General features: G+C 46.0%; 8 protein-coding genes and 1 other RNA gene. 1 reads left to right on the top strand and 8 read right to left on the bottom strand.

The genetic code is table 11. The features are described from left to right. Positions 1–169 precede the first annotated feature (169 nt). From HXT60_RS00455 to HXT60_RS00420, 8 genes are all read right to left on the bottom strand, one after another. Positions 170–1,777 (bottom strand): C69 family dipeptidase, encoded by a 1,608-nt coding sequence (locus tag HXT60_RS00455; protein WP_421791130.1) that lies wholly within the window; start codon positions 1,775–1,777, stop codon positions 170–172. Positions 1,778–1,992: 215 nt separating this feature from the next. Further along, the gene (locus HXT60_RS00450) at positions 1,993–2,544 is read right to left on the bottom strand and encodes a YbhB/YbcL family Raf kinase inhibitor-like protein (RefSeq protein ID WP_004113843.1); all 552 of its coding nucleotides are present in this window, start codon (positions 2,542–2,544) and stop codon (positions 1,993–1,995) included. Positions 2,545–2,605: 61 nt separating this feature from the next. After that, complete coding sequence (locus HXT60_RS00445) at positions 2,606–3,796, bottom strand: DNA polymerase III subunit delta' (RefSeq protein ID WP_421791128.1); 1,191 nt, start codon at positions 3,794–3,796, stop codon at positions 2,606–2,608. Between the two features lie 26 nt (positions 3,797–3,822). After that, a complete protein-coding gene (tmk, locus tag HXT60_RS00440) occupies positions 3,823–4,524 on the bottom strand; it encodes a dTMP kinase (protein WP_116692472.1) in 702 nt (233 codons plus the stop codon). Positions 4,525–4,545: 21 nt separating this feature from the next. Next, a complete protein-coding gene (topA, locus tag HXT60_RS00435) occupies positions 4,546–7,389 on the bottom strand; it encodes a type I DNA topoisomerase (protein ID WP_421791127.1) in 2,844 nt (947 codons plus the stop codon). A gap of 170 nt (positions 7,390–7,559) precedes the next feature. Continuing rightward, positions 7,560–8,681: a PAP2 family phosphoesterase gene (locus HXT60_RS00430; RefSeq protein ID WP_004113828.1), complete on the bottom strand. Its 1,122-nt coding sequence runs from the start codon at positions 8,679–8,681 to the stop codon at positions 7,560–7,562. A 565-nt stretch (positions 8,682–9,246) separates the two neighbouring features. Next, positions 9,247–9,343, bottom strand: an RNA gene (ffs, locus tag HXT60_RS00425) — signal recognition particle sRNA small type. 67 nt (positions 9,344–9,410) lie between these two features. Then, positions 9,411–10,553 (bottom strand): inositol-3-phosphate synthase, encoded by a 1,143-nt coding sequence (locus HXT60_RS00420; RefSeq protein WP_014554822.1) that lies wholly within the window; start codon positions 10,551–10,553, stop codon positions 9,411–9,413. Positions 10,554–10,687: 134 nt separating this feature from the next. On the opposite strand from HXT60_RS00420, the gene HXT60_RS00415 reads away from it, so the two are divergent. Further along, entirely contained in the window at positions 10,688–13,039 is a 2,352-nt protein-coding gene (locus HXT60_RS00415) for a transglycosylase domain-containing protein (RefSeq protein ID WP_421791126.1), read from the top strand. Positions 13,040–13,098 lie beyond the last annotated feature (59 nt).

Raw genomic sequence — 13,098 nt, 5'->3', positions numbered from 1 at the left:
GTGTTCAATAACAAACGTTCAATAACAGATGCCCAATAAACGCTCAATAGTAAACGCGCATAGCTAATGTAAATGAACAATTTTTATACTATACGATTGCATGGGCGTGGTATAGCAATATTACATTAAAACTATGCGCGTTATCACTAATGTCTATAACAGCTTGCGATCAGTGATCAGAACGATTAAAACCATTCTTCATACGCATGCTAGTTATGTACAGCACTGTGTCAAGCAAAGAATCTGTTTCTTTCTTCAACTTTGCTGCCATATCGTCGTTCGCTTCAGCCAAAGCTTCACGCACTTTGTCGTTACGAAGCTCTGCAATAATAGCTTCAGGATCGCGAACTAAATCATCGTAATCTTCGCCTTCATTACCTTCACGTTCTGGTTCGTAATCCTTCAAAGAAACGCCAAGAATGTCTGCCACGGCAGCATCCGTAGACTTAACCATTGCGTGACCAAGAGAACCAACAACTTCTTGGTAACGCTCAATCGCATTTGCAGTGTCGTTAAATGCAGCATCCGCAAGAGCTGCAATAATGCGATTTTCCCAATAGAAGTTTTCGCTTGTTACGCGAGTAGTCGTATCTTCCAAATACTTTGGAGTTTCGTTTACATTTGGATAGAACGGCACAAGCGCATTAAATGGGTTAGAGCCGTACGCCATCCACTGAATTGTGCGGAACGCTTCTGGCACGTAAGGACGAATTTGCATTACAGCAAGCTCGCTTTGACGATTGATGCCGATTGGACGGAAAAGATGACGAGTATGCTCATCGCCAAGCTTGCCGTAAGGATCGTACTCAGTGCCCTGATAGTGAGAGCTTAAAACGTACTTAATATCCTCAATCGTCACTTTGCGCTCAGGCTGGCGCGCCCACGGAATATCGTTGCTATCTGGCTTGTGATCAGCGTCTTTACCATCCCACACTTCGTCATAAGGATTCAAGAAACGCTCCATAAACCATGCGCGAGGAGTGTTGTACACATGGTCTGCATCTGAATGAGAGCCAAAAGCATCACGAGGATTAAATGGCGAAGCGTTTTCAACCGACAAATCTAAGTGGTTTTCTTCAATAAACTCAAGCAAATCAGCCGAGCACATATGCTCTTCTTGGTCTCCCAAAGCGTCTTCCAAATCGAACTCGTCGATTCCAAGCTGGTTTGGCATAACAACATACGCCTCGTCTGGCACGCGCTTAGCAATCCAGTGGTGTCCGCCAACAGTTTCCATCCACCAAATCTCGTTTACATCCGAGAATGCAACGCCGTTCATCTCGTACGTGCCGTACTTTTCTAGCAGAGCACCCAAACGCTCAACGCCTTCGCGAGCGCTACGAATATAAGGCAAAACAAGCGTTAAGAAGTCTTCTTCGCCAATTCCTCCTGGCACTTCTGGCTTATAATCAGCGTCGCCTTCCTTACCTTGCGCTTTTTGAAGCTCCACCATTGGGTCGGCGCCCAGCACGCGCTCGTTGGATGTAAGCGTTTCGGTTGCGCTCATTGCCACGTTTGCTTCGTTAACGCCAGCTTCTCCCCAAATTCCTTCGCGCAAGTCTGCGTTTGGAACGCTTGTGTATTGCATTGGATTATCTGGAAGCTCTACTATTACGTGGCTAAGCACAGACTTATAAACGCGAGGCTGGTCTTGCGGCTTTACTACCACTAAACGCTTTGGATTAAACTCGCCATTTGCTGAGTCTTCGTTACGCGCAATAAGCGTGGATCCGTCGTAGCTCGCTTTGCGTCCTACTAAAATTGTTGTGCATGCCATATTTGCATCCTCATTTTTCTAATTTTTGATTATTTTGGTTATTTGATTATTTTTGATTATTTTGTTTGTTTAGATTAGTTTGTTTGTTTAGATTAGTTTGATTGGTTTTGCTTATTTTTGACTATTTTACGCACACATATATAGTCGTAAGCTGCTTGCGACTAATCCGCACGAAGTCATATAAAGCCTAAATTCTAAATTCTAAAGCCTAAATTCTAAGCTTTTCCTCGCAAATATAATCCGTTAACGTCTACATACGAATCGTAATGCCTGATTTCATTCATCATTTCGTTAAGATAGAAGCCTTCTTTAAGATTTGGAAGAGGTTTTTGCGTGCCGAACACTTCTAGCATGTAGTCGTGATCCTTGTCTGGCGGCTGCGGGCCGTTGTATCGCATTGTAATCGCAGGGTCCGTGCAACCCACAAATCGGCTAGCTTGCGAGTTTCGCCCTTGTACAACTTCTGGAATCATAGTTGGCATTGTGCGCGAAAAGTCTTGCGGAATTTGCAAAGCGCGCGAGTCATTAAAGTCAAACATAAGCGCTTCCACTGGAACATTTGCCACAACCCAATGAATCCACTGGAATCCGCACACTGGTATAGCGTCATCGTCTACAAATCGCCAATGCAAGTAGTGCACAAAATCCGGCAACTTGTCTACATAAAATGGAAAAGACACGACTGGAACGCCGTTAATCTTGTTTTCTTCCGGCGCAGCTTTTGCAAAGTTGTCTGGAATAGTGGTGAAATCTGTAGAAATATTCATAATTTAAGTATCTACTACCGCTGTGACTATAAAAATAAGACTATAAAAATGTGACTATGCGTTAAGAAAGCGCACATAAAAGTGCTTCAAAAACAAGCGTTGCGTTTCCATTGCCAGCAAGACGCTTTTTTGCCACAGCAAGCGCGTCCAGGCATTTAAGCGCGCGCTCTGCTGTATTTTTTTTAGAAAGCTGCATAATTTCTGCTTTAAATTCTTGATTCACAAGTGGTGTTTGTAATTGAGCATTGTTTAGCACAACAAGCACATCTCTGTAAACGCTGCAAATCGCATCTATTGCGCGGTTTAAAACGTCTCTGCTTACGCGAGTGACTTTGCGCTTAACATCGTCTTTTTTGCCAATCGCATTGTATGCGCTACGAATTTTAGGTGGGATTTTATCTGTTGGCTTAATGCCATTTATGCGCAAAAACTCGCTTTGCTCAGCTTCAACAGACTTTTGCACTTCGTCTTCTGCTTGGCTTTTAGCATCTTCGATTAGCGTTTGCGCAAGCATAATCGCATCTATTGCGCTGCTAAGACGCAAAACGCCTGCAACAAGCTCTTCTCTTCTGCTTCTAGCGCTCTCGCTTGTAGCGTAGAGCATTGCTAAATCAACGTTTCCTTGAGCTATGCGAGCCACGTTTGCCGCCGTTTTTGCATCAATGTGTGCGCTTTGTTGCACGTATTCTTGCACATCTTGGTCGCTTGGTTGAGCCAAATTCACTATTTGAGACCTAGAACGAATTGTTGGCAAAACATCTGCCGCGCTTGCCGCGCAAAGAATCCATATTGTGCGAGGTGCTGGCTCTTCGATTTCTTTTAGCAAAACGTTTGTTGTGCGCTCAAGCATGCGCCCAACGTCTTCGATTATTATGATTCGCCACGGTGCAACACTTGGCATTTGCTCGGATATTGATACGAGTTCGCGCACTTCGTCAATGCTTACTGTAACTTTGTCCGTGCTTAAAATGTTTACGTCTGGGCTTGTTCCAGCTAATACTTCACTTGCGATTTTATCTGTGTTTATTTGAGTGTTTATTTGAGTGGCGGAGTTTTCGGCGGCGCGGTTGCTTGCGACTTTTGCGCTCGATTGCAATGCCGCTGCAAACGCTCTTGCCACTTTTGCACACCCGAATCCAGCAGATCCGCAGATAAGCCATGATTGCGCGATTTTGCTTGAATCGCCTTGCGCTACTTTTTTAAGGCGTTCAACAACTTGCGCTTGACCAACTACCGATTCCCAAACGTCCATTGCTAAAATCCTATAGTCCTAAAATCCTAAAATCCTTGATTTTCTGGGGCTTCTGGCGATTTTTTGTCACCTATTCCAGCATTATCCATCAACTCGCACATGTCTTTAGCAATCAACTTAGATAAGTCGCAAGCTGGCAAAGTGGCGTCTAAAACGCAAAATCTTTGCGCATTTTGTTTAGCAAGATCTAAGAACGATTCACGCGTGCGGCGCGCAAAATCAAGCCCCGCACTTTCCATGCGATCCGCCTGCCCATGCAATCGCACAGCAGCATCTTCTGCGCTCATATCTAGCAAATACGTACGATTTGGCCAAAGGCAATTAGATGCCCACTCGCTTAAATCGCGCACGTCTTGCATAGTGAGCTCACGCCCCCCAGACTGATACGCTAGCGATGAGTCAATGTAACGGTCCGTTATAACCACCGCACCGCGCCGCAAGGCTGGGATGATGATTTGCGCAGCATGTTGAGCGCGATCCGCAGCAAACAGAAGCGCCTCGGTGCGCGCAGAAATCGCTCCGCCGTGTAGAAGAATGTTGCGCAACTGTTCGCCCAACGGTGTTCCGCCAGGCTCTCTCGTTACAACGACCTCAAGTCCGCGTGCTTGCAAAAAATCACGCAAAGCCTCAACTTGCGTGGTTTTCCCAACGCCGTCTATACCTTCAAAAGATATAAAAAGACCTTTGTTTAAACCGCTAAGCCCGCTGTTTTTAAGACCTATAGCCATTTTTGCATACCTCTACCAGGTTTACTCGCCTTTAGATGTGGACTTTTTTGCTGTGCTCTTTTTTGCAGCAGGCTTTTTAGCGGCCGTTTTCTTAGCAGCCGTTTTCTTTGCAGCAGTTCTCTTGCGCTTTACAGGCCCTGCCGCACGCTTTTGCGCCAAAAGCTCAAACGCAACCTGTGGCTCAATCGACTCAGGCGTGTACTGCTTTGGAAGCGTGCGATTCGTAACGCCGTCTGTAATATAAGCTCCATAGAAGCCGTCTTTAATCACCACTGGCTTGCCGCTTTCTGAATCTTCTCCAAGCTCCCTAAGCGGCGGTTTTGCGGCTCCACGAGTGCGCTTTGCATACTTCGGTTGAGCAAAAAGCTCCTTGGCTTCGTCTAAAGTCACACTAAAAATCGCGTCTTCGCTTGCAAGCGAACGATTGTCTGGCTTGGCATCCGCAGACGCTGCCGAATCGCCAGCATCCGCGCGCTCGTAAGTCTTAGTCAAATAAGGTCCGTATCGACCATTATTCGCCTCAATCTTCGCGCGCTTCACTTCGCCTTGCTCATCAACTTCTTCCACAACGCCAACCAATCGAGGCAAATTCAAAAGTCGCAAAGCATCTTGCAAAGTTATTGTTGCAGGGTCCATTGTTTTAAACAAAGACGCCATTTTTGGCTTAGCTTTAGCAGACTTTTTAGATTTTGCAGAAGACTTTGCGCCAGTTTTAGCAGAATCGTCGGATGCTTGCGACTCATCCTCATCCGAGGCTTCAACAAGAGCAACGTACGCTCCAAAACGCCCGTTCCTAACTTCTACGCTGCCGCCAGTTTGCGGATCCGTACCCAAAACGCGCGGACCGTCGGAGTTGTTCTCAATCAAATCTCGCGCAACTTGCTCAGTCAACTCGTCTGGAGCCAAAGTACTTGGAATCGAAGCTCTGCGCGCATTGCCCTCTTCGTCTAGATTCTTCGTATCTTCCAAATACGGGCCGTATCTGCCTACGCGCACGTGCAATCCGCCGCCAATATCAATCGTGTTGATTTCTCGAGCGTCAATCTCGCCAAGCTGATCAACTTGTTTTTGCAAACCTTCATGCATTGCAAAGTCGCCAGCAACCGCCCCGTTATCTCCAAAGTAAAACTTGTAAAGCCAATCTTTACCAGCTTCCTCGCCATGTGCTATGCGGTCCAAACCATTTTCCATGTCCGCCGTAAACGCATAGTCAACGTAAGTTGGGAAATTAGATTCCAAAAGCTTAATAACAGCAAAAGCAAGCCAGCTTGGAATCAACGCGCGCCCACGCTCATACACGTATCCGCGGTCAATAATCGTGGAAATAATGCTAGCGTAAGTAGACGGCCTACCAATCTCCTTAGCTTCAAGCGTTTTAACTAAAGACGCTTCCGTGTAGCGAGCTGGCGGCTGAGTTTCATGACCATCCGCGCTAACTCGCAAAGCTTTAAGAACATCGCCATTAGCCATAGGAGGCAAAGCCTTAGACTGCTCGTCTTCGCTAAATCCGCCAAACACCTTCATAAATCCAGCAAACTCAATCACGGTTCCAGAAGCTTGGAAATTAGCCGTTCCAAAGCTGCCAGCCGAAGCATCTAGCTTAACTGTAGCTGTAAAACCAGTAGCATCCGCCATTTGAGAAGCAAGAGTGCGCTGCCAAATAAGCGTATAAAGTTTAAGCTGATCGGCAGGGAGAACGCCAGCCAAATCCGCAGGATTTCTAAACGTAGATCCAGCAGGACGAATACACTCGTGCGCTTCCTGAGCGCCTGCAGAAGTCGTAGCATACTGTTTTGGAGAATCCGCTAAATACTCGTCTCCAAAACTAGACTTAACGCAATCTCGCGCCGCAAAAATCGCCTCTTTAGAAAGCGTTACAGAATCCGTACGCATGTAGGTTATGTAACCGTTTTCGTACAAAGATTGAGCCGCGCGCATAGTTTGGCGAGAGCTCATAGACAAGCGGTTTCCAGCAGTCTGTTGAAGAGTAGAAGTTGTAAACGGAGGCAATGGGCGGCGGCGATACGGCTTAGTGTCCATTGAGCTCACAACAAAATCAGCCGCGCCAAGACTCTGTGCAATCGCACAAGCATCTGCCTCATTCAAATAGTGCGCTAAAGCAGATTCGCCCTTAGTTTTTTGAAGCTCGCCAAGCGAATTAAAATCTTTAGAGGCAGCCAAACGCTCTCCATTTAGAGCCGTCATTCTCGCTTGGAAATCAACGCCATTTGCGCTCAAATCCGCACAAACATCCCAATAGCTCGCCTTTTTAAACGCCATTCGCTCGCGCTCGCGCTCAACAATCAAACGCGTTGCAACAGATTGCACTCGCCCAGCAGAAAGACCCGGTCCCACTTTACGCCACAAAACTGGCGAAAGCTCGTAGCCGTACAATCTATCCAACACGCGGCGTGTTTCTTGCGCATCAACCATATGGTCGTCAACGTTTCGCGTGTTAGCAAGCGAAGCTTGAATCGCATCTTTTGTAATCTCGTGAAACACCATGCGCTTTACTGGCACTTTTGGCTTAAGTGCTTGCACAAGATGCCACGCAATCGCTTCTCCTTCGCGGTCCTCATCAGTTGCGAGGAACAATTCGCCCGACTTTGCGAGCGCAGCCTTTAAATCCGAAACTGTTTTCTTTTTATCTGCGCCAACAACATAGTATGGCTCAAAACCATTGTTTACATCTACGCCAAACTTGCCAAATTCTGCCTTTTTAGCAGCTGGCACCTGACTTGGCTGTGCTAAATCACGAATATGACCCACGGATGCCATAACAGTGTATCCGTTTCCAAGATATCCGCCTATTTTACGCGCTTTAGTGGGAGACTCCACAATGACAAGCTTGTTCTGCTCTGTCATACGCTCTCCTTTCGTACAGATGCATTTTGTATGCATATTCCGCGCTTTTACTACTCAATCCACGCAAACTCTAACGCAATACGCGTTTCATATTCAACAAAATCAACAAAATCAAACTTTGCGAAATATCAGCATATACTCCTATATATACCACTTTACTTATTTTTTATTCAATTAGACGATAATCTTAACAATAAATCGTCCTCATCTTGACGTTTTGGAACTTCGCTTTTTGAAGGAGGAGTAGGCGGAGCACCAACTAATCCTAGCCTACTTAAAGGAGCTGCACTGGATTGTCTAAGAACCATCAAAACGCCGAAAGTCAAGCTACACACTCCTGCTACAGCCCAATATGCACAAGAGTGCGATACCCCTATAGCCCATTTTGCACCTAAATCTATTCCTGGCATAATCTGGTAAATCATGTACGAACAGTAAGTTAGGCAGATTATTCCCATTGTGATCATTGCGCTTCCAACGATTTGCACGCTTATAGATGATCTTCTTGAACCTGGCACGTCCATTCCAGATGATCTTGTAAAAATCAACACTGTTGATGTTACAGCACCAACTATGAGTACGGATATCATAACGTCTGCCGGTCTGTGCCATCTGCCTCCCAAAAGAGCTATGGCAAGCAGAAATGTGATTATTGCTGAACCAAGTGCAACCCATGCTCTAAAAGCGCGACTTACAGCGCAAACAAGCAGCGCGCACGCAGCCGCCATTAGTAGCATGTGACCAGACGGAGCGGAATTTTTTGCAAGCGTTGCTACATTTACTAGGATCGGACGAGGAAGCACACGTTTTAGAGGCTCTGCAGCTAGAGATAAAACTAGTATTACAGCGCATTGCGCAATCAGCCACCAGCGTTTTCTTATGATTGATATTATTGCTGCCGCAGCGCAAATCAAGGCAGATAAGACTATAACGAGTATGGAACTTCTAAGCGGAGTTAGTACAACAGACAGCCACGACGGAATGGCACTATATCCAAAAGTACTAATCACCATTTCTTCATACGACTGACCTATTGCGGTTCTAACGGCTAGAATCCACATGATTGATGCAAAAGATGCAAAAAGAACAGCACACAGCGCACACAAAGCTATTGTTGATATTCTAGGACGATTCATCAGCGGATCGAGCTTAGAAATATCTTGATTAGCCTCGCTGCTTTGAGAATTTTGACTATTTTTGATATTTTCACCAATGCCGCTAATTTGGCTATTATCACTGTCGTCGCTGCCATCGCTAATCTTGCTGCCTTCAAATAGACTCATACCAAGCATTTTATCAAACAACACTCCATGCGCGACGTGGTTGTGTAGATTACGCCAAATGTGGTAGAGATTCGAGATTTTTCGCAGCGAAAGAGATGTATCGCTCGCGCGTTACAGCGCGCTCACGTCTTCGCTTGCGTTGAAAGCACACTGTGCTTTCAACTTTGAGCAAGCTCAGCGAATCGAAGTGCATTCGCGCGCTACGCTTCAAGCGCTCATGCAAGTCGATCCGCAGTCCTCCGATGGTGACTCGCCGAGAGAGCAAGAAAAATCGAGAATCTCAGCGATTAAGCAATACGCAATTGTTCAAGCATGTAAGAGGGCTGGGTGATTCTTGGTCGAACAATATAAGAGCGGCAGCCGATACCAAATAGTCCAATGATCAACCACTACAAAACAAACTTCAACCAAAAAACAAAATCAAAGACAAAACGGAACAACCGCAACAACAAGAAACACACAAGAGGCGGAGCGTTGTGAGACAAGAAACACCCAGCCCTCGCGCAACAACAAATGGGTAATATCGCTTGCGTTATATTTGCATCACGAGCGAGACAAATCTAACAAACTTTATATAAGAAAACCCCCGCGCACCCACCAGAGGCCACTTACCCTTGCTGCATTCCTGCCCTGGGGGGATTGGGTGACGTAGTGCCACGCGGAGGCTCTACCTATATTACACGATTTTGGCTACAAGTCGAGCGCAAGTCGCAAGCTTCCGCACCATTAGGCGCATTGCTAGGCGCGCCACACGCTTTTACCATGTTCTTTTGCAGCCTCAACATCTGCATTAAGCTGCGACTCATCTGCCTCAACATCTCCAGCAATATAGCGCTCAACGAGTTCGCGCGCCTCGCTATCTTCATGCTGAACAGCTGGCGACTTCATAAAGTAGGAGCTAGGAGCCAAAATCGGACCCGAAAGCTTGCGATCCAACGCAATCTTCGCCGCACGCACAGCGTCTATAACAATGCCTGCAGAATTAGGCGAATCCCACACTTCGAGCTTGTACTCTAAGCTAAGCGGAACATCGCCAAAAGTGGTGCCCTCTAAGCGCACAAACGCAAACTTGCGGTCGTCAAGCCAAGCAACATAATCCGAAGGACCAATGTGCACGTTGTGATCATCCATATCGTGCGGAACAATCGAAGTAACCGCGCGCGTCTTAGAAATCTTCTTCGACTCAAGCCTAGAGCGCTGCAACATGTTCATAAAGTCCATGTTTCCGCCAACATTCAGCTGGTAAGTGCGATCCAAACGCACTCCTCTATCTTCAAAAAGTCGCGCCATAACGCGATGCGTAATCGTAGCTCCAACCTGGCTTTTAATATCGTCGCCAATAATCGGAACGCCTGCATCGCGGAACTTTTGCGCCCAAACTGGGTCGGAAGCAATAAAAACAGGAAGGCAGTTTACAAACGCGCATCCAGCTTCCATAGCTGCAATCGCATAAGCCTTGTCTGCCTGCTCGGAGCCTACTGGCAAGTAAGACACAAGCACGTCTACATGCAAATCGCGCAAAACCGCGGCAACATCCACAGGTTCTTCTTCAGATTCGTCAATCATCTGCTTATAGTAGTCGCCCAAACCATCGTAAGTAGGTCCACGCTGCACTTTAACACCAAGATTAGGCACATCTGCAAAGCGAATCGTGTTGTTTTGCGAAGCATAAATCGCCTCGCTTAAATCATGACCCACTTTTAAAGCGTCAACATCAAAAGCTGCTACAAACTCAATATCTCGCACACGATATTGCCCAAAAACAGCATGCATTAATCCTGGAATTTTATCGCCATCATTGGCATTTTTGTAGTATTCAACGCCTTGAACCAACGACGAAGCACAATTGCCAACACCGGCAATGGCAACGCGGATACTCATATAAACTCCTTGCCCAAAAACAGCAGCATATAATCATGCTGCACTAACACACTTTTATAATACTAGCTTTTACAAATATTACACATGATATTACATATGATTAAAATTCCTCGCCAAGCGCTAACTTGGATTATATGGTTGCAAATAGTAATGGACAAAATTCGCACTCTTCTAATACAGGACGCACTGTAAGAAGCGCGACTTCTGCAGAGGAAAAACGACGCGCAAACGCCAGAACTGGAACAGCCAGACCAAGCGCAACAAGGCAGAGGCGTCAAAGAAGAAAACACAAAAGAATCCGCGACACGTGGCGAACAAAACATCCAATCCTATTTTGGGCATTAATCATAATTTTTACACCAATAATCCTTGGCACACTCGTATTTGCGGTTATGTATGTAAACACCGACATTCCGCAGCCAGATAAGATTGCAATGGCAGACAAAACCAAGGTGTACTACGCAGACGGAAAAACAGAAATCGGTAGTTTTGCGGAACAAAATAGAGAAATCATAAGTTGCTCTGCGCTAAAACCATATGTTGGCAACGCGATAGTCGCAAGCGAAAACAGATCGTTCTACAAAGACGGTGGAATTGATTTTAAAGGAATTGGACGCGCAATAATTCACAACATAACTTCTAAAGGACGCTGGGGCGGGTCCACAATCACACAACAGTATGCAGAACGCTACTATCTTGGCGAAACAAAAACATATTTAGGCAAGCTTCACGAGGCGATTCTAGCTCTAAAAATCGCGCAAACACAAGATAAAAACACTGTGCTATGTAACTATATGAACACTATTTATCTTGGTCGCGGAGCGTATGGAATACAAGCGGCAGCAAAAGCGTACTTTGGTGTAGAAGCAAAAGATCTTACACTATCTCAAGCAGCAATGCTGGCTGGAATAATCCCTGCACCAAGCAGCTGGGATCCTGCAATCATGCCTAAAGAAGCGAATATGCGATTCAAGCGCGTTCTTAGGATTATGCGTGAAGACAAGTACATTACTGACACAGAATATAAAAGCGCTAAAATGCCACAAACCATTAATCAGACTAAGCAAAACGTTTATTCAGGACCTCAAGGTTATTTGCTTAACATGGTTCGCAGCGAGCTTACTCAAAGCGGAGCTTTTACAAAGGAAGACCTTGATACTGGCGGATATCGTATTGTTACAACAATCGACAAAGCTAAGCAGGATTTAATGTTTAGTGTGGCAAGCCCTGCTATGGGTGGTCGCGGAATCGCTCCAGCTGGGTTGCAAGTAGGTGGAATGAGTGTAAATCCTAAAGACGGGTCAATCATATCCGTTTATGCTGGAGATGACTATCTTTCTAAACCGCTTAATAATGCTACTCAAGCCCTTTATGAACCTGGAAGCACCATGAAGCCATTCGCTTTAATCGGTGCTATTCAGGCTGGAACAAGTCTTAATACTCTGTTTAATGGAAATTCTAACCTAAAGTTTGAAGGCATAGATAAGCCTGTTAACAACTATGCAAACACTAATTGGGGAACAATCAACCTTTATAAAGCAACAGCAAACTCCGTGAACACGCCGTTTATGTCTTTGCAGCAAAAGCTTGGGCGTAGGGCTGTGGCTCATACTGCTGTTACGGCTGGCTTGGATCCTAAGAGGATTAATGGCGAAAATCCGTTCACAGTGTTGGGTAACGACCCTGTGCATGTTAGCGAAATTGCGCGAGCCTATTCTACGATAGCAAGTCAGGGGCGCAGGCCAGATATTCATATTGTTGCTAGCGTTAAGAATCCAGATGGTAAAGAATTTTATAGAGCTCCAACATCTGGACGACAAGTGTTTTCTCCAGCAGACATGGCTCTTACCACTAAAGCTCTGCAAGGCGTTGTGCAATATGGTACTTCTACGGAAGCTAGGGGTGTTGGCAAACCTATAGCTGGAAAGTCTGGTACCGCAAACGATGAGACTGCATGCAGCTTTGTTGGTTTTACTCCTAGTGTTGTAACCGTGTTTGCTATATGGTATCCGAATGCGCAGGGAAATCCTCAGCCTGTTCCGTCTTTCCGCGGTTATCCAGGCGGTGTTGGGTATTCTGCACATTTGTTTACAAAGTATATGCGTCACGCGCTTACTGGAATGCCTACCGAGAAGTTCCCAGAAGCTAAGGATAACGGCAAAATTGGTGGTGAAGATGGCAAGTGGGGACTTGGAGGCAATAGGCGTACTTCGGAATACGACTACTCGGATAGAGCTTCTGACGATAAAGAGCCTTATAAGGAAAATAAGGATAAAGTAGATAGGACAGAAAATAAGCCTTCAGATTCTGCAGGCGCGGCTGCTGGCGACTCTTCACGCGGGTCCGAAGGATCTTATGGATCTGGGCTTGGTTCGGGAGAGTCTGGTCAAGCTGAACGCAATTCGTCTGGAGCATTTGACTCGCCAGGATCGCAATATGGATACTCTGGATCAGAGACTCAAGAAGGCGCTGCTGGCGGCGATTAATCTACGTGATTCTGTAATCTCGTAGTGCGTTCGCGCGCTTAGGCCGCGCGAACGACATT

This window comes from Gardnerella sp. KA01002, assembly GCF_049244015.1.
GTDB lineage: Bacteria > Actinomycetota > Actinomycetes > Actinomycetales > Bifidobacteriaceae > Bifidobacterium > Bifidobacterium vaginale.
Note: the sequence above shows the minus strand (reverse complement) of the source record. Positions and strands in the feature narration are given on the sequence as shown.

Bases quoted from the DNA above. Each gene is read 5' to 3' on its own strand.
- HXT60_RS00455 (WP_421791130.1), bottom strand. From the start codon at position 1,777: ATGGCATGCACAACAATTTTAGTAGGACGCAAAGCGAGCTACGACGGA.
- HXT60_RS00450 (WP_004113843.1), bottom strand. From the start codon at position 2,544: ATGAATATTTCTACAGATTTCACCACTATTCCAGACAACTTTGCAAAA.
- HXT60_RS00445 (WP_421791128.1), bottom strand. From the start codon at position 3,796: ATGGACGTTTGGGAATCGGTAGTTGGTCAAGCGCAAGTTGTTGAACGC.
- tmk (WP_116692472.1), bottom strand. From the start codon at position 4,524: ATGGCTATAGGTCTTAAAAACAGCGGGCTTAGCGGTTTAAACAAAGGT.
- topA (WP_421791127.1), bottom strand. From the start codon at position 7,389: ATGACAGAGCAGAACAAGCTTGTCATTGTGGAGTCTCCCACTAAAGCG.
- HXT60_RS00430 (WP_004113828.1), bottom strand. From the start codon at position 8,681: ATGCTTGGTATGAGTCTATTTGAAGGCAGCAAGATTAGCGATGGCAGC.
- HXT60_RS00420 (WP_014554822.1), bottom strand. From the start codon at position 10,553: ATGAGTATCCGCGTTGCCATTGCCGGTGTTGGCAATTGTGCTTCGTCG.
- HXT60_RS00415 (WP_421791126.1), top strand. From the start codon at position 10,688: ATGGTTGCAAATAGTAATGGACAAAATTCGCACTCTTCTAATACAGGA.